This is a genomic window from Mesorhizobium sp. M1169, from assembly GCF_040318345.1.
In the GTDB taxonomy this organism is placed as follows: domain Bacteria; phylum Pseudomonadota; class Alphaproteobacteria; order Rhizobiales; family Rhizobiaceae; genus Mesorhizobium.
The window spans coordinates 116,880-134,417 of the sequence record NZ_JAMYME010000015.1 but is presented as its reverse complement, the minus strand read 5'-3'; the positions used below and the strand labels follow the sequence as shown (position 1 = coordinate 134,417).

At 63.9% G+C, this 17,538-nt stretch carries 14 protein-coding genes and 1 riboswitch; of the genes, 9 read left to right on the top strand and 5 right to left on the bottom strand.

From position 1 onward, the window contains the following. Positions 1 to 151: 151 nt before the first annotated feature. Positions 152 to 754, bottom strand: a complete 603-nt coding sequence (locus NKH41_RS17370; RefSeq protein WP_352614055.1) for a DUF3011 domain-containing protein — start codon at positions 752 to 754, stop codon at positions 152 to 154. Between the two features lie 86 nt (positions 755 to 840). Between NKH41_RS17370 and NKH41_RS17365 the strand changes: the two genes are divergently transcribed. Then, positions 841 to 1,671, top strand: a complete 831-nt coding sequence (locus tag NKH41_RS17365; protein WP_352614054.1) for a transporter substrate-binding domain-containing protein — start codon at positions 841 to 843, stop codon at positions 1,669 to 1,671. A 14-nt stretch (positions 1,672 to 1,685) separates the two neighbouring features. On the opposite strand, the gene NKH41_RS17360 is transcribed toward NKH41_RS17365, so the two are convergent. Beyond that, complete coding sequence (locus NKH41_RS17360; protein WP_352614053.1) at positions 1,686 to 2,684, bottom strand: hypothetical protein; 999 nt, start codon at positions 2,682 to 2,684, stop codon at positions 1,686 to 1,688. Between the two features lie 204 nt (positions 2,685 to 2,888). Further along, a riboswitch (glycine riboswitch) is annotated at positions 2,889 to 2,975 on the top strand. Between the two features lie 148 nt (positions 2,976 to 3,123). On the opposite strand from NKH41_RS17360, the gene gcvT reads away from it, so the two are divergent. From gcvT to gcvP, 3 genes are read left to right on the top strand one after another with little or no spacing between them, the layout of a single operon-like run. Then, positions 3,124 to 4,242: a glycine cleavage system aminomethyltransferase GcvT gene (gcvT, locus tag NKH41_RS17355; RefSeq protein ID WP_352766754.1), complete on the top strand. Its 1,119-nt coding sequence runs from the start codon at positions 3,124 to 3,126 to the stop codon at positions 4,240 to 4,242. 5 nt (positions 4,243 to 4,247) lie between these two features. Beyond that, positions 4,248 to 4,616, top strand: a complete 369-nt coding sequence (gene gcvH, locus NKH41_RS17350; protein ID WP_352451343.1) for a glycine cleavage system protein GcvH — start codon at positions 4,248 to 4,250, stop codon at positions 4,614 to 4,616. A gap of 16 nt (positions 4,617 to 4,632) precedes the next feature. Continuing rightward, positions 4,633 to 7,443 (top strand): aminomethyl-transferring glycine dehydrogenase, encoded by a 2,811-nt coding sequence (gene gcvP / locus NKH41_RS17345; RefSeq protein WP_352766756.1) that lies wholly within the window; start codon positions 4,633 to 4,635, stop codon positions 7,441 to 7,443. A gap of 72 nt (positions 7,444 to 7,515) precedes the next feature. On the opposite strand, the gene NKH41_RS17340 is transcribed toward gcvP, so the two are convergent. Next, positions 7,516 to 8,685 carry a GGDEF domain-containing protein gene (locus NKH41_RS17340; RefSeq protein ID WP_352500839.1) on the bottom strand — a complete coding sequence of 390 codons (1,170 nt, stop codon included), beginning with the start codon at positions 8,683 to 8,685 and terminating at the stop codon, positions 7,516 to 7,518. A gap of 272 nt (positions 8,686 to 8,957) precedes the next feature. On the opposite strand from NKH41_RS17340, the gene parE reads away from it, so the two are divergent. Together parE and NKH41_RS17330 are read left to right on the top strand one after the other, a co-directional pair. Next, positions 8,958 to 11,009: a DNA topoisomerase IV subunit B gene (parE, locus tag NKH41_RS17335; protein ID WP_352614050.1), complete on the top strand. Its 2,052-nt coding sequence runs from the start codon at positions 8,958 to 8,960 to the stop codon at positions 11,007 to 11,009. A 42-nt stretch (positions 11,010 to 11,051) separates the two neighbouring features. Further along, the gene (locus NKH41_RS17330) at positions 11,052 to 13,118 is read left to right on the top strand and encodes an FUSC family protein (RefSeq protein ID WP_352773091.1); all 2,067 of its coding nucleotides are present in this window, start codon (positions 11,052 to 11,054) and stop codon (positions 13,116 to 13,118) included. Here the strand turns inward: NKH41_RS17330 and NKH41_RS17325 are convergent. Beyond that, on the bottom strand, positions 13,115 to 14,236 hold the full coding sequence (locus NKH41_RS17325) for a DUF2336 domain-containing protein (protein ID WP_352451348.1): 1,122 nt from the start codon (positions 14,234 to 14,236) through the stop codon (positions 13,115 to 13,117). The two genes, NKH41_RS17330 and NKH41_RS17325, sit on opposite strands and share 4 nt — an antisense overlap. 110 nt (positions 14,237 to 14,346) lie before the next feature. Here NKH41_RS17325 and NKH41_RS17320 point away from each other — a divergent pair, with 110 nt between their 5' ends. After that, on the top strand, positions 14,347 to 14,838 hold the full coding sequence (locus tag NKH41_RS17320; RefSeq protein ID WP_502893713.1) for a MaoC family dehydratase: 492 nt from the start codon (positions 14,347 to 14,349) through the stop codon (positions 14,836 to 14,838). 3 nt (positions 14,839 to 14,841) lie between these two features. Then, the gene (locus NKH41_RS17315; RefSeq protein ID WP_352773095.1) at positions 14,842 to 15,723 is read left to right on the top strand and encodes an HpcH/HpaI aldolase/citrate lyase family protein; all 882 of its coding nucleotides are present in this window, start codon (positions 14,842 to 14,844) and stop codon (positions 15,721 to 15,723) included. 21 nt (positions 15,724 to 15,744) lie between these two features. On the opposite strand, the gene NKH41_RS17310 is transcribed toward NKH41_RS17315, so the two are convergent. Then, positions 15,745 to 16,329 carry a nitroreductase family protein gene (locus tag NKH41_RS17310; protein ID WP_352933156.1) on the bottom strand — a complete coding sequence of 195 codons (585 nt, stop codon included), beginning with the start codon at positions 16,327 to 16,329 and terminating at the stop codon, positions 15,745 to 15,747. 156 nt (positions 16,330 to 16,485) lie between these two features. On the opposite strand from NKH41_RS17310, the gene NKH41_RS17305 reads away from it, so the two are divergent. Further along, positions 16,486 to 17,451, top strand: coding sequence for an RgsD C-terminal domain-containing protein (locus tag NKH41_RS17305; RefSeq protein WP_352473906.1), 966 nt, complete (start codon positions 16,486 to 16,488; stop codon positions 17,449 to 17,451). Positions 17,452 to 17,538: the final 87 nt, after the last annotated feature.

The following is a 17,538-nucleotide window of genomic DNA, read 5'->3' as shown; positions in this document are numbered from 1 at the left end:
TGAAGCCGTAGAACAGCTCCTCCTGCATCACACTTTGCTCGCCCATCATCGACTCAATCTCCTCTTACGACGAAGATTGAATCAGTGCTTCAGGACTGCTGCAACCCGGACTTTTTCAACACTATCGACCGAAACCTGACCTAAGCTTCATCTAACTGTCGTCGTCGCTGTCGTCGCCGTCGCTGCGCAGGGCCGGATTCAGGTCAGGATTGTCGTCAGGGGTGACAAGCTTGCCCAGCCCATGCGGTCCCTGGTAGTTGCCGTGGGTATCGAAGTTGGGGTTGCCCTGATTGTCGAATTGCGGCGTCGGATCGATCCATTGGTCGTAACGGCGCGGGCGGGGCTTCGGATAGTAATTATCGGAATGATGGCGATGCGAATTGCCGTTGTCGAGAATGGCGCCTACCACGCCGCCGACGATAATGGCTGCGGCGACGTCGCCAGCAGAGGGATTGCGGTTGGGGCCGGCGACTGCGAATTCGGCCGAGCAACCATTGTCGACCCAGATGCCGCCGCCGTCATAGCCCCAGCTTCTACCGTATACGCAACGCGCCTTCGACAGCCTGGAGGTCAACTGCACGCCGCGGCGCGTATCGACCCCGCAATAGGAATAGCGGTAGTCGGCGCTGGAGCAGACCACGCGTTTTGCCCCCGCAGCCTGCGCTGCCGCCGGCAGCAGCGAAAGCTTCGCCGGATTGCCCAGGAGGCAAACCAGGAACATCATCGAACCGGTAACCGCCATCCGTGCCGACATCGCAACTCTCCATCAGGGTCCGCTATCGACAGAATGGCACCTCTGTGTAAATCTGACAACCGGACGGGCTCAGCGAGGTTATATTAATGCGCGCTAAGATGATCGCCACAACTATACTTGCCATTTCTGCCTGGTTGGCTTTGTCGCTGCTGCCAGCCCGGGCGGACGACAGCCTCAAGCGCATCATCGACCAGAAGACACTGACGGTCGGCGTGGCGCTCAACCCGCCATGGATCCTCAAGAAGGCCGACGGGAAGTTCGCCGGCTATGATGTCGACCTGACCAGTGCGCTGGCGTCTGATCTCGGCGTCGACCTGAAGCTGGTCGAGGTGCCCTGGAACGACCTTAAGACAAGACTGCTCAAGGGTGATTTCGACATGATCGCGGCGGGCTACGCCAGCACGCCGGAACGCGCACGCGAGGTGGTATTCTCCAACCAGACCGGCACCGCCGATATCCGCATGGTTGCGACGATCGCCAGTCTGGGGAAAAGGCCGGGCAAGGCAGTGGCGGCGCAGGGATACAAGATCGCCGTGCTGTCCAATTCCACCGATGAAGCCGCCGCGAAGGAAGCTTTTCCCAAGGCGACCATTCTGTCTTTCGACAACACCTCTGATGTTTTCGCCGCGATCATCGGCGGCGACGCACAGGCAATGGTCGCGACATCGCCAACGCCCCAAATGGCCGCAAGGCTCTATGACGCGAAGTTGACAATGGTGGGCGGCCCGCTGTTGCGGACGCCGGAGGCGTTTGCGATGCGGCCGGACGATGTGCGCCTCATCCAATACGTCAACAACTGGATCGGCGCGCGTACCGCCGACGGCACCATAGGCGGCGTGCGCCGCTACTGGTTCGGCAGCTTCAAATGGATGTTGCGCTTCGACACCAGTGCCAAGCCGGAGCCCGCCAAACAATAGCGTCGCGCGACTGCTTATGCGACCTTGTCGATCAGCGGCTTCAGCGCCGGGTGGATTTCCGGCGAGGCGTGCTTGATTAGCGTCAGCAGCGCGCGCTCGTTCTCCTGCAGCGGCCGGTCGCCTATGTGTTCAGCGAGCCATTTGGCCTCGCCGGCATCGACCGTCTCGGCGCGGCGGGCCAGAGCCTCGGCTGCCTTGTTCTTGGACTCCCACTCGGCTTCGATATCGCCGGGTGAGCGATAGGCTTCCATGATGCCGGACAGGCCGCCCGATACCATGCGGCTGAAGAACCCGCCGATTTCCGGATCGGCCTGTTCGAAGAACGAATCCCGGCGCAGCGCCACGTCGCGCACCGGCGGTTCGTAGCCGGCCGAACACATGACGAAATTGGCGATCGCCTTGACGAACAGATCGTTCCAGGACAGATCGTTGTCGCCCGCCGCTGTCCGCTCGTTGATCTTGAACAGCACCTCGGCCTCGGCGCGGCTGATGGCGATGTTGCCATCGCCGCCATAGGCGTAAAGGATGCGGCGCAACAGCTCGACCTCAGCCTTGGCAATCGACCCAGGGATAAGCCTGCCGCCGGTCATCAGCGGCCCCTTGCCGTCCACGACCGCATGAGCGACCTGCTCCAGCGCATAGCTGGAAAGCGTGCTCGGCGATGATTTGGCAACTTCCAGCACATGCACCAGCAGCTCGAGTTCGGTCTGGCTGTCGACCATGCCGTCGCGCGAAATCGTCCGGATCAGCCAGTCGGCATTGTCCTGCGAAACATAGCCCGCCGGCTTTTCCTGGTGGACGATGAAATCGGTGACCGCCTCGACGAAAAACTCGAGCCATTCCGTGCATTTGTCCCTCGCCGTTGCATCCAGCGCAAACAGCGCCTCGGCCTCGCCGCGCGTTACCACGCCGTCGCCGAACACTTCGCCGCGCAGCATGACCACGTCTTCCGCCGTGATCCGATTTTTCGAGGTCAGCCCGGCCACCGGCGCGCTCATGATCAATTCGCCCATTTTCTTCCCCGCCCGCCGCCGGTAATTGCCGGCCCTTATGCGGTATATCGGCAAGGTCTTGAGAAACCGGCAAGCGGCGTGGTTAGCGAAGGCTTGCCTATAAAGAAGGCCCGCAGAAGACTTGGCAGTAAAAATGTCGCCGGCAGGTGACAAGGTGTCGTCCACGGGCTATGGATGACGAGTCGAGGGCTCCTGACCGAGTCCTACCTGTTTGCGGGAGAGAGCAGCGAGAGCTGCCGCCGAAGGGGAAATCGCCCGAAATCTCTCAGGCAAAAGAACCGTAGACGGGAAAGACACTCTGGAAAGTCGGGGCTTGCCCCCGCGCCGAAGGTGTAAGCGCTGCCGACAGAGTTACGGGGCGCGAGTCTCTCAGGCTTCAGACAGAGGGGCACGGACTGGTCGCCATTCGCGGCCGCTTGCGTGCGACTCTGGAGATGACATGACGGGCGACGACACCAAACACCTCCCCCTCGAAGATCTGCACATGACAGCCGGTGCGCGCTTCGGCGCCTTCGCCGGCTGGTCGATGCCGTTGACCTACCCGGCCGGCGTGATGAAGGAGCACCTTCACAGCCGCGAGCATGCCGGCCTGTTCGACATCTCGCACATGAAGCTGTTCGAAATCAGCGGCCCGGGCGCAGCAGCGCTTCTGAACCGCGCCTGCCCGTTCGATGCCGGCGCGCTGAAGATTTCCCAGTCCAAATACACGTTCTTCCTCAACGAGGCGGCCGGCATTCTGGACGATCTGATCGTCACTAGGCTCGGCGCCGAGCGCTTCATGATGGTCGCCAATGCCGGCAACGCCGCCGCCGACGAAAAGCATCTGCGCGCACTGGCCAAAAATTTCGATGCAGAGGGCGATTTCGATGTAAAAGTGGATGCGCTCGACCGCGTCTTCTTGGCCATACAAGGCCCCGAGGCGTGGGCTGCCCTTTCCCGCGCCGGCATCGAGACCGGTTCGCTGGTGTTCATGCACGGCATCGAGCCGCGCGAAAAATGGTTCATGAGCCGGTCCGGCTATACCGGCGAAGACGGCTTCGAGATCGGCCTGCCGGAAGCGGATGCAAGAAACCTCGTCGCCAGGCTGCTCGAGGATGAGCGGGTGATGTGGGTCGGCCTTGCCGCCCGCGACAGCCTGCGGCTCGAAGCCGGACTGTGCCTGCACGGGCTGGACATCACGCCGGAAATCGATCCGGCCAGCGCCGGGCTGATGTGGGCCATCCCCAAGGAGGTTCGCGCCTCTGGCGCCTTCATCGGCGCCGATGCGCTGCGCGCCGTCCTGGAGCGCGGTCCGGCGCAAAAACGCGTCGGCCTGAAGCCGGAAGGCCGCCAGCCGGCGCGCGCCGGTGCTGCCCTTTTCGATGCCGACGGCAATCCTGCCGGCCATGTCACCTCAGGCGGCTTCGGCCCCTCGGCCGGTCATCCGGTCGCCATGGGCTACGTCCAGACGCCGCTTGCCAAATCCGGCGCAAAACTGTTCGCCGATGTCCGCGGGACGAAAATCCCGGTCGACATCCACCCCTTGCCCTTCAAGCCCCATCGCTACCGCAAAGGATGATTTCAATGGCAAAGACCTATTTCACCGAAGATCACGAATGGCTGCGCGTCGAGGGCGGCATCGCCACGGTCGGCATCACCGATTACGCGCAGCAGCAGCTCGGCGATCTCGTCTTCGTCGAACTGCCGGAGCCGGGGAAGAAGCTGGCCAAGGGCGACACCGCCGTGGTGGTCGAATCGGTCAAGGCCGCATCGGATGTCTACGCGCCGGTCGACGGCGAGATCACCGAGGCCAACACCTCGCTGTCATCGGATCCTTCACTCGTCAATTCGGCGGCAACCGGCGACGGCTGGTTGTGGAAGATGAAGCTGGCCAATGAGCGCCAACTCGACGGACTTCTCGATGAAGCCGCTTACAAAGCCCATATTGGTTGATAGCAGGACCAGGAAGATGACCGCAGCACCCTACCCCTTCTCGGCTCGCCATATCGGCCCGGGCCTCCATGACGTCAGAGCCATGCTGGCGACGATCGGCGTTCCTTCGGTCGAGACCCTGATCAGTCAGGCAGTGCCGAAGTCGATCCGGCTCGACCGGCCGCTGGCCCTGCCCGCCCCCGCAAGCGAAGCGGAAGCGCTGACCGAGCTCGCGGCGACGATGGCAAAGAACACGGTGCTGAAGAGCTTCATCGGTGCCGGGTATCATGGCGTCCACGTGCCGCCGGTGATCCAGCGCAACCTGTTCGAGAACCCGGCCTGGTATACGGCTTACACGCCTTACCAAGCCGAGATCAGTCAGGGCCGGCTGGAAATGCTGTTCAACTTCCAGACGCTGGTGACGGAACTGACCGGCCTGCCGGTGGCATCGGCCTCGCTGCTCGACGAGGCGACGGCGGTGGCCGAAGCGGTTGGCATCGCGCTGCGCCATCATCGCGACAAGCGCACCAAGGTGGCACTGGCCGGCACGCCGCACCCGCAGACGCTGGACGTCGTGCGCACCCGTGCCGAGCCGCTCGGCATCGAGGTGGACGGCGAGGTGATCGACGACAACACCGCCGCCCTGCTGGTCTCCTGGCCCGATACGTTCGGCGTCTACGGCGATCACAAGGCAGCAATCGACAAGGCCCGCGCGGCCGGCGCGCTGGTCGTCTTCATCGCCGACCCGCTTGGCCTGACGCTGACCGATGCGCCGGCCAGGCTTGGCGCCGACATCGCCGTCGGTCCGATGCAGCGTTTTGGCGTGCCGATGGGCTTTGGCGGGCCGCACGCCGCCTATTGCGCCGTCTCCGACAGGCTGACGCGGCTGATGCCCGGCCGGCTCGTTGGCCAGTCGACGGATAGCAAGGGCCGTCCCGGTTATCGCCTCGCTTTGCAGACACGCGAGCAGCATATCCGCCGCGACAAGGCGACGTCCAACATCTGCACCGCGCAGGCGCTGCTCGCCAACATGGCGACGGCCTATGCGATCTGGCATGGCCCTGCCGGGCTGCAGGCGATTGCCGGCCGCGTCCACACGCTGGCCAACCGCCTGGCTGCCGGCCTCAAGGCAGCGGGCGTTTCGGTACTCGGCGAAAGCCGCTTCGACACTGTGACCGTGGAAGTGAAAGGCAAAGCCGGCGCCATCGCCGCCGCCGCCGAGAAGACCGGTCGGCTGCTGCGCGTCATCGACGCCGACCATGTCGGCATCAGCTTCGACGAGACCTCCACCGAAGCCGATCTGGAGGCGATCGCAGCACTTTTCGGCGCCAAGGCCGGCGTTGCCGCCGGCAGTTCCATGCCAGGAAAACCGCGCGCCAACGAGTTCCTCACCCAGCCCGTCTTCCGCGAAAACCACTCGGAAACCGACATGATGCGCTTCCTGCGCCGGCTGTCCGACAAGGACCTGGCGCTTGACCGCGCCATGATCCCGCTCGGCTCTTGCACCATGAAGCTCAACGCCGCCGCCGAAATGATGCCGGTGAGCTGGCCTGATGTCGCCAACCTGCATCCCTTCGCCCCGGCTGACCATTCGACCGGCTATCGCGCCATGATCGACGAGCTGGAAGGCTGGCTGGCGGAGATCACCGGCTTCGACGCGGTGACCCTGCAGCCCAATGCCGGCAGCCAGGGCGAATATGCCGGCCTGCTCGCCATTCGCGGCTACCACCGCTCACGCGGCGAAGGCCATCGCACCGTCTGCCTGATCCCGTCCTCGGCGCATGGCACCAATCCGGCAAGCGCGGCCATGGCCGGCATGAGCGTCGTCGTCGTGCGCTGCACCGAGGACGGCAATATCGACATGGTCGACCTGCAGGCCAAGGCGGCCGAGCATGCGCACAACCTTGCGGCGCTGATGTTCACCTATCCTTCGACGCATGGCGTATTCGAGGAGGGCGCGCGCGACCTTTGTGCCCTCGTCCACAGCCATGGCGGCCAGGTCTATTTCGACGGCGCCAATCTCAACGCGCTGGTCGGCCTCGCCCGTCCCGGCGATATCGGCGCCGATGTCTGCCACATGAACCTGCACAAGACCTTCTGCATCCCGCATGGCGGCGGCGGCCCCGGCGTCGGCCCGATCGGCGTCAAGGCGCATCTGAAGCCATATCTGCCCGGCCACGTCACCGAAGGCTCGGCCCATGCCGTGGCGGCGGCACCGTTCGGCAGTGCCTCCATCCTGCCGATCACCTGGATGTATATCCGCATGATGGGCGCTTCCGGCCTGAAGCAGGCGACCGAGACGGCGATCATCTCCGCCAACTATGTGGCGACGCGGCTTGGCGAGCATTTCCCACTGCTTTACAAAGGGCGCAACGGACGCGTCGCGCATGAATGCATCCTCGACACCCGCGTGCTCAAGGACAGCGCCGGCATCAGCGTCGACGATATCGCCAAGCGGCTGATCGACTATGGCTTCCACGCGCCGACCATGTCGTTCCCGGTGGCCGGCACGCTGATGGTCGAGCCGACCGAGTCCGAGCCCAAGCGCGAGCTGGATCGTTTCTGCGAGGCGATGATCGCCATAGCCGGCGAGGCAGCCAAGGTGGCGAAGGGCGAATGGCCGTTGGGCGACAATCCTCTGGTCAACGCGCCGCACACCGCCGCCGAGGCATTGGCCGGCCAGTGGACCCATCCCTATTCGCGTCTGGAGGCAGCCTATCCAGCCGGCGATGCCGACACCGCAGCAAAGTACTGGCCGCCGGTGTCACGCATCGACAATGTCGCCGGCGACCGCAACCTTGTCTGCTCCTGCCCGCCGCTGTCGGAATATCTGGGTGCGGCGGAATAGATCATGATCCCGAAAAGTGGAATCCGGTTTTCGGACAAGATCATGGGTCTAACAAGAAGATAGAAACCTCAATCAGGCAGAACGCAAGGCCGGCCCGTCGGCCTTGCTCGCCCGGTCCCGGACGACGACGCGATTTCGCCCGGCGCGCTTTGCCGCATAGAGTGCTGCGTCGGCTTCGGCCAGCACATCGTCGAGACCGGTGCCGTTTGTTCCGCCAAAGCCGATGCCGCCGCTGACTGTGCTTCGCAACGGACCGAGTTGGGTGGCCACGACTTCCGTGCCGAAGGCGACGCTGATCTTGCTCGCAATGTCATAGGCCTTCTCTTCCGTCATCCGCGACATGACGAGCACGAATTCCTCGCCGCCCAACCGGAAGGCGTCGACGCCGGTCCGGGCGTATTTCCTGATGACGGCGGCAAAGCGGCACAGAACCTGGTCGCCGACCGGGTGACCGAATACGTCGTTCGTCCTCTTGAAATGGTCAAGGTCGAACATGGCAACGGACATGAACGGACCGAAGACCCGCTCGCCGTAGAGTGCCGTCAACGCCCGCCGATTCATCAGCCCGGTCAATGGATCGGTCATCGTCTCGGCCTTCAGTTCGATCTGCGCCTGCAAATGGTGCAGGGAGAGCGTCAATGCGCCGAGCCCGGTCATGCAGGCGACGGCCACGACGGAATTCACCCGCTCGGCCCAATTGTCCGGTGCTACACCGAGCACCCATTGGCCCGTGACCAGCAGGACCGCGCCGCAAAGTCCGAACGACAGGGCACAGACGCCGCTCAGGAACGAGACGACCAGCAATATCCGGCGATCGTGACCACCCTCAATCCAGAACATCGCCCCGATGAGCGAGAGCAGCGCCGTTACCGTCGCGTAGGTGACAATAAAGCCGACACCATCAAACCCGAGATACGTCGCGCCCGCGCAAACGGCCATCGCAACCAAGGTCGGCAAGATGGCTCGCCTGTAGTCGCCTATGCCGAGGTATTGCATGGCCGACAGGCAGATGATCAGGAAGCCGAGGCTGAGCAGCGCAAGCACGATCTGGCAAAGCCAGGCGCTTGGATCCCTGGTGTAATGCCAGAACAACACCACATGTGCGACGAGCACGAGAATGCCACACGCCACCGTCAGCACAAAGCGTGCCTGTGGCGCGCTGAACCAGATGGCAAACATGGTGATGCTAAGGCACGTGCCCGACAGCGCCGCCGCGAGCAGGAGCGAACTGTAATCCAACATGCTTAAGCGACTGCCTCTTGAGGGTTCCGCTGCATTCTAGGTCAGCGACAGTCCGCAAATACCGCCTTTTAGCCAATCTTCCGGCGTAACCTTCGGACAGGGTTTACAAAACGTCGATGCTCCACCTTCGACCCCATTTCCGCCGCTTGGCTGTCGAATGGTTTTGCAGTAAGAGGCCCTATCCTCGAACGTAACAGGAACCTCCGTCGCCTGCCCGCCAAAAGCGTGGCAGTATCGGGTGGTGATTCGCAGCATCGGAATCCAGGACCGGCATGGACGACAATAACGATCTTTTCGCCAAATTGGACAAGCAGCCGCAACCGGCTCGCGCCGCCGCGCGCCCGGCCGACCCGCTGGTGCAGGCGGCGAAGCGGCCGGCGCCCCGCGACGCCAGCGAGAGCTATAGTGCCGCCGACATCGAAGTGCTGGAGGGGCTGGAACCGGTGCGCCGCCGCCCGGGCATGTACATTGGCGGCACCGACGACAAGGCGATGCACCATCTGTTCGCCGAGGTCATCGACAATTCGATGGACGAGGCGGTCGCCGGCCATGCGACCTTCATCGATGTCGAGCTTTCCGCCGACGGATACCTGTCCGTCACCGACAACGGCCGCGGCATTCCGGTCGATCCGCACCCGAAATTCAAGAAGCCGGCGCTCGAACTCATCATGACGACGCTGCATTCAGGCGGCAAGTTCGACAGCAAGGTTTACGAGACGTCCGGCGGCCTGCACGGTGTCGGCGTTTCCGTGGTCAACGCGCTGTCCGACCATCTCGAGGTCGAGGTGGCGCTGGGAAGGAAACTTTATCGGCAAAAGTTCTCGCGCGGCATTCCTGTGACCGGCCTGGAGCAGCTCGGCGAGGTGCACAACCGCCGCGGCACGAAGATCCGCTTCCATCCAGACGAGCAGATTTTCGGCAAGGGCGCTGCTTTCGAGCCGACGCGGCTCTACCGCATGGCGCGGTCAAAGGCTTATCTGTTCGGCGGTGTCGAAATCCGCTGGACCTGCGACCCGTCGCTGATCAGGGAAAAGGACACGACGCCGGCCAAGGCAGAATTCCATTTTCCGGGCGGCCTCAAGGATTATCTGAAAGCCTCGCTCGGCGACGAATTCCAGGTGACCCGTGAAATGTTTGCCGGTAAGAGCGAGAAGCAGGGTGGCCACGGTTCGCTCGAATGGGCGGTGACCTGGTTCGGCGGCGACGGTTTTATCAATTCCTATTGCAACACCATTCCGACCGCCGAAGGCGGCACGCATGAGGCCGGCTTCCGCAACGTCCTGACGCGCGGCTTGCGCGCTTATGCCGACCTGGTCGGCAACAAGCGCGCCTCGATCGTCACTTCCGAGGATGTGATGATCTCGGCGGCGGGCATGCTGTCGGTGTTCATCCGCGAACCGGAATTCGTCGGCCAGACCAAGGACAGGCTGGCGACGATCGAGGCGATCCGCATCGTCGAAAGCGCCATCCGCGACCCGTTCGACCACTGGCTGGCCGACAATCCGCAGGAGGCTTCGAAACTGCTCGAATGGGTGATCGCGCGCGCCGACGAGCGGGTGCGCCGCCGCCAGGAAAAGGAAGTGTCGCGCAAGAGTGCGGTGCGCAAGCTGCGCCTGCCCGGCAAGCTCGCCGACTGCACGCAGAATGCCGCCGCCGGTGCCGAGTTGTTCATCGTCGAGGGCGATTCGGCCGGCGGTTCGGCAAAGCAGGCGCGCGACCGCGCCAGCCAGGCGGTGCTGCCGCTGCGCGGCAAGATCCTCAACGTCGCCAGCGCCGGCAACGACAAGCTTGCCGCCAACCAGCAGATATCCGACCTCATCCAGGCGCTTGGTTGCGGCACGCGCTCGAGATATCGCGACGAGGACCTGCGTTACGACCGGGTCATCATCATGACCGATGCCGACGTCGACGGCGCCCATATCGCCTCGTTGCTGATCACCTTTTTCTACCAGGAGATGCCGAGCCTGGTCCGCGGCGGCCATCTCTATCTGGCGGTGCCGCCGCTTTATTCGATCCGGCAAGGCGGCAAGGTCGCCTATGCCCGCAACGATGCGCACAAGGACGAACTCCTGCGCACCGAATTCACCGGGCGCGGCAAGGTCGAAATCGGCCGCTTCAAGGGGCTGGGCGAAATGATGGCTGCCCAGCTCAAGGAAACCACCATGGACCCGAAAAAGCGCACGCTGCTCAGGGTCGACGTTATCGATGCCGAGGCGGCGACCAAGGATGCGGTCGACGCATTGATGGGGACCAAGCCCGAGGCCCGTTTCCGCTTCATCCAGGAACGCGCGGAATTCGCCGAGACGGAAGTGCTGGATATCTGAGCTCCCGCCGCTAGCTTGGCCTTCTGAGCTGGAGACGAGCACTTGACCTGGGCGCGGCTGAAGGACGATATCGGCACGCGGATCGCTGGCCTGACGCGGCCGACGCGTTCGGACTGGATCTTTGCCCTGCGCACCGTTTCGGCCGGCCTCATCGCGATATTGGCCGCCTATGCGCTGAAGCTCGACCACCCGCAATGGGCGATGATGACGGTGTTCATCGTCGCACAGCCGGTCGCCGGCATGGTGCTGGCGAAGGGGTTTTATCGTCTCCTCGGCACGTTTGCCGGCGCGCTGGCGGCGATCGGCATTACCACTCTTTTCGATGCCAACCCCTGGTTGCTGGTTGCAGTTCTTGCCGTCTGGATCGGCATCTGCTCGCTGGTCTCGTCGCTGCTACGCAATCCGGAAGCCTATGGCGCGGCGCTTGCCGGCTACACCGCGATGATCATCGGCCTGCCGGCTTTCGGCCAGCCGCACCTCGTCATCGATCTCGCCGTGGCGCGCTGCGCGGAAATCGTGCTTGGTATCGTCTGCGCTGCGTTGACCAGCCGGCTGATCCTGCCGAAACTGGCCGCCGACGCCATCATCTCAAGACTGAAACGCGGCATTCTCGACCTGGCGGCCTATGCGGACGGCGCTTTTTCCGGCGGCGATGCGGAAAAGCTTGCCGGGCTGCACCGCAAGCTGATCGGCGACGTCCAGACGCTCGGCGAGATGCGCACCTACGCAAGGCTGGAAGGGCCGAGCCTCGCCACCCGCGCCTATCCGGTCCGGCGTACCATCGGCCAGCTTCTGTCGGCCCTGTCGGCGGCGCGTGCGCTGCATGCCCACGCCGCGCCGAAGAATGCAGCCCTCATCCCAGTTCGCGCCGAGTTGCAGGCCGTTGTCGGCGAACTGGTAGCCAAGCCGGGCGCGCTGGACGATACGGCGCCCTGGGTGGCGCGGCTCGACGCAATCGCCGGCAAGGCGCGACAGATGCCTGACGTCGCGGCCGGGCAAGACATTGACTGGGCTGGCACTGTCACCCGCCTAACCATTGCCGCCGACTTCGCCGAGGCCATGCAGCAAGTGCTGCGCGGCCTGGATGCACTCCGCTATCCCCCGTCTCGTGCCAGTCGCGAACGGCGGCAGCCGGCGCTGGTGGTGCACCGCGACTACCGTGCGGCATCGCGCAATGCCGTGCGCGCAGCAATCGCCACGCTTCTGGTCGCCGGCTTCTGGCTGGCGACGAAATGGTCGGACGCGACGGGCACGGTCATTCTGGTCGCCGTCGTCTCCAGCCTGTTCGCGGCTCGCCCCGATCCGATCCGGTCGGCATGGAACTTCTTCGAGGGCACGTTGCTCGCCCTGCCCTTTGCGTTTCTCATCGGCCAGTTGGCGCTTCCGGCTTTGCCAGGCTTCGGATGGTTCATGGTCTTTGTCGTGCCGATCCTGGTACCAGCAGCACTGGGCATGGCCAATCCGCGATATGTCGGCGTGGCAACGGCCTTTGCCATCAATTTCCTCGCCTTCCTCAGCCCACATCAGGCGATGACCTACGATCCGTTTCCGTTCCTCGCCAATTCGGCATCGGTCCTGGTCGGCATTCTTCTGGCGATCGGCGTCTTCGCCATCGTGCTGCCCGCCGACCCCTGGGTCACCGTCAACCGCATCCTGCAAGCCATGCGCGAAGATCTTGCCCGCCTTTGTCTGCATGAGCGCATGCCGCGGCGACTGGCTTTCGAGAGCCTTGCCTATGATCGGGTCAATCAGTTGATGCCGCTGCTGCAGAACGCCGGCGAGAAAGGCAACGCCGTTCTCGACGGCGGCATTGCTGCCGTTACTGTCGGCCTCGAAATCCTGCGGCTGCGCAACGCGCAACAGAGTTCCGCGATCCCACCTGAAACAGCACTTTCCATCGCCAATTTCCTGCGCGGTCTGGCACGCGAGCTGCTGTTCAGGCGGCCCGGCGAGCCGCAGACGGCGACCGTCGCAGTCGCCAGGCAGTATGCAGCAGGCATCGCGGAGCGCAGCGTCGCGGCCGAAATGCTGCAGATCGCCGCCTCGCTGCGCATCATTGCCGCCGCGATCGAGGATTTTCCGGATTTTTTCGCGAAGGACCGGGTTTAGGCAGCGGCGATCGCCAGCGCGTGCCCGCGTGCGTTCTCGCGCAGCGCGTCGAGATGGATCGATTTGACCAGCCCGGCGAGATCGCCTTCGGCGGACTGTCCGCCCAATTCCTTCAGCATCAGCCAGCTCACTTCCTGGACGCCGGCGAGGCGTTTGCCATTGGCGACCTCGCGCCAGACCTTCAGCGCGCGCAGAATGATGGCGTGGGTGGCGGCGGCAAGCCCGGCGCTGCGGAACAGTGCCTGCAACGCTATGTCATGCCCGCCGGCCAGCAGTGCTCTCACCCGTTGTTCGGACTGTTGGCTGAGCGCGACCAGCGCCGAACCAAAGAAGTCGACCTTGCCGTGCGCAATGGTGCGGACGACGAAGCTTGCGGTCAGGTCGCCGCGCAGGCGCAGATGTTCGACAAGTGCGGTATGTTCCTCTGTCCGCGTGCCTTCGATCAGCGTCACCGAAGCCTTGATGCAAGCATCGCGCGTGACGCGCTCGGCCCTGGCGGCGCCCATCAGCGCCAGCACCAGCGGCGACCCCTTGAGCATCTCCCCGAGCTTGACCAGCAGCGTATGCCGGCAATCGGCGGGCAGCCGGGTGTCGGCGATCAGCGCCTCGCGCACCAGAGGCAGATGGCCGTGCCGCTCGGCCATGCGGCGAAAGCTGACGGATGCGATGTCGGCGCCGCTGTTGGCGAGCAGCGTGGCGCAGGCTTCCGGCTCGCCGATCTCGGCGATCGCCGCCGCAACCGACATCGAGACGCGTGGCCGGTCGGCGATCACCTTCTGCGTCGCCTTCTGGCCGCCGGCAACCCGATCGATCAGGTCGGCATCGGTGAGCAGCGGCGAGCGCGCCAGCACCAAGGCTGCGACTTCCGGCTGGTCCGAGGCCAGCGCGCTGACGATCTGCGGCGGCGCATGATGGCTCATGGAAAGCGCGTCGGCGATCGCCGCCCGCACCTTCGACGATACGTCATCGAGCAGCAACGTCAGCGCCGCCTCGGCAGCGCAGCGGTCCTCGAAAGGCAGCTCCGAGTCGACATAGGCGCGAGCCAGCGCGCTTGCCGCCGCAGCACGCTCCGACACCTTCGCCGTATGGATCCATTTCAGGAAATGCGAAACGACCATGTCGCCTGCTTACGCCCCTTGCCAGAACGCTTCTGACCCTGGCGGAGACCGTAGGCACAAATGGTTTACGAACGGTTCACCATGTTCGTTAACTGGCTTGCGAGCCCGGTATGCAACGCCTATCAACCCTTAAGCAGCGGAGGAGATCGACAATGGCCGGACTTTACCTTGAGGAGTTCGTTCTCGGCCATGTGTTCAAGCACACGCTGCGCAAGACCGTGACCGAAAGCGACAATATGCTGTTTTCGGTGATGACGCTGAACCCGCAGCCGCTGCACATCGACTTCGACTTCGCGGCGAAGAGCGAATGGGGCAAGCCGCTGGTCAATTCGCTGTTCACGCTTGGCCTGATGATCGGCATCTCGGTCAATGACATCACCGTCGGCACCACCATCGCCAATCTCGGCATGAAGGAGACAGTGTTTCCGCACCCCGTCTTCCATGGCGACACCATTCGCGTCGAGACCACGGTGGTTTCGGTGCGTGAATCCAGGTCGAAGCCGGACCGCGGCATCGTCGAGCTCGAGCATCGCGCCTATAACCAGAACGATGTGCTGGTTGCCAAATGCACGAGGCAAGCCATGATGATGAAAAAGGCATAGCCGATGCGTTCTCTGCTCTTCGTTCCCGGCGATTCGGAAAAGAAGCTGGAGAAGGGCTTTGGCGTAGGCGCCGACGTGGTCATCGTCGACCTCGAGGATTCGATTGCCGAGCAGAACAAAGGTCTGGCGCGCGACACAGCGGCGCGTTTTATCGCCGAGCACAGGCACCGGACCAGCTCCGCGATCTATGTGCGCGTCAACGATCTTTCGACCGGACTGACCGACGACGATCTGGCGGCGCTCGTGCCAGCAAAACCAGACGGCATCATGCTGCCTAAGTCGAACAGCGGACTGGATGTCCAGCATCTCTCGGCCAAGCTCAGGGTGCACGAAGCCGAAAGCGGCCTGCCGGATGGCGCGATAAGGATCCTGCCGATCATCACAGAAACGGCCGCAGGCGTCTTGGCCGCAGCGACCTACGCCCGTGCAAGCGCGCGGCTTGTCGGCGTCACCTGGGGGGCGGAAGATCTGTCGGCGGCGATTGGCGCGCGCGCGACGCGCGACGCGAATGGCCGCTACACGGATGTGTTCCGCCTCGCCCGCACCATGACCATGCTTGCCGCAAGTGCCGCGGAAGTCGCGGCAATCGACACCGTCTTTCCGGATTTTCGCGACATGGCCGGCTTCGAGGCCGAATGCGCCGAGGCCGAGCGCGACGGTTTCACCGGCAAGATGGCGATCCATCCGGCGCAGGTGCCGGTCATCAACGCCGCCTTCACGCCTTCGGCGCAAGCGGTGAAAAGCGCCCTGGCGATCGTCGAGGCGTTCGAGGCGGCAGGAAATCCAGGCGTCGTCGGCATCGACGGCAAGATGTACGATCGGCCGCATCTCAAGCTCGCAGAGCGGCTCCTGGCGCGAGCCAAGGCATCGGAGCTTGATCCTTAGGGGGGCTGTTCCGCGCCGAAATTATCCCACCCACGGCCCTGAATAGTCGGCATAGAGCTTTGCCGGATCGGGCCGCGGTCGTTCCGGCGCTGGCCCCTGGTAGGAGCCGATATGGACGAAGCCGACGACCCGCTCATGCGGCGCCAGGCCGAGGATCGCCCTGCCCTCGGGCACGTCGGAATACCAGTTGCTGATCATGTTGGTGCCGTAGCCCAGCGCATTGGCGGCAAGCATCAGGTTCATCGCCGCCATGCCGCCGGACAGGAACATCTCCCATTGCGGGATCTTTGGATTTTCCCTAGGGATAGAAATCACGCCGATGACCAGCGGCGCCCGCGAAAAGCGCGCCAATTCCTGGTTGCGCCGGCCTTCCGGCAGCGGCCCTTCGCGCTGTTCGGCAAGTTTTGCCAGCTTCTTGCCGATCTCGATGCGGGCCTCGCCGCGATAGAGGATGAAACGCCAAGGCTCCAGCCGGCCGTGGTCCGGCACCCGCGAGGCGGCGGCGATCATCGTCGCGATCTCCGCATCGCCCGGTGCCGGTTCTTTCAAATCCGGGATCGGCGCGGAATTTCGGGTCAGCAGAAAATCGATGATCGGCGACGCCATGGGCGCAAGTCTCCTGGAATTTGAGCTGAAGCGCACCATCGGGACATCGGGCGGCTTGGGCATTGGCGCGGCGCGCCGGACAAAGAGCCCTGTAGCAGAAGCCGACCGGACTCTTAAGCCTTGAAATTGCCACCGCCTTGGGCTTCAACGCAAGGCATGTTTGAGGGGACATTGCGTCTTTTCCTGATATGGCTCGCTGCCGCACTGTTGATGGTGCCGGTTTCGCTTGCCGTCGCCCAGGATGTGGACGGCCTTGGCGAGCTGAAGCTTCCCGGAATTTCGGGCTATGCACCTCCGAAAAGCGAGACATCGCTGGCATTGGGCAGCAGCGGGGCGATCACGCTGTCGGCGCAATTGACCGACAAGGGCGCCGACATCACGCGCGGCATAGTCTGGCGCGTCTTCAAACCCGAATCGGCCAGCGACGGCAAGCTGACGATGATCGCCTCCTCTCATGGCGGCACCGCCATATTCCAGCTCGAGCCGGGTTCGTATCTGGTCCACGCCTCCTACGGGCGGGCCGGCGCCACCAAGCGCATCACCGTCGGCAAGGAAGCCAAGCGCGAGAGCCTCGTGCTCGATGCCGGTGGCCTCAAGCTCGATGCAGTGCTGTCCGGCGGGGTGCGCATACCGCCGAAGAAGCTGCGCTTCTCGATCTATGAGAGCCACGCCGCGGCCGATGGCGATCGCGCCCTGATCATACCCGATGTCGAGCCGAACAGCGTCGTGCGGCTCAATGCCGGCACCTACCACGTCGTGTCGACCTATGGCGCGGTGAACGCGGTCATCCGCTCCGACATCCGCGTCGAGGCCGGCAAGCTGACCGAAGCGACCGTCGAGCACCGTGCCGCCGAGATGACCATGAAGCTGGTGCGCGAACCAGGCGGCGAGGCGATCGCCGACACCTCCTGGTCCCTGCTCAACGAATCCGGCGATCCGATCAAGGAAACCGTCGGCGCCTTTGCCTCGATGGTGCTGGCCGAGGGCGACTACACCATCATCGCCAAGAACCGCGACCGCATCTACCAGAAGGATTTTACGGTGGTGGCTGGGCACAACCAGGACATCGAGGTTCTGGCCACCGAGGCTTCGGCCATCGATTCCGAGGAAGGCGCCGACTGAGACGCGCCCCTCTAAGCTGCCTTGTGCATGGGTCGCGCCAGCGCGTCGCCGACGCGCACGTCGATCGATTTGCCAGATAGGCGTGCG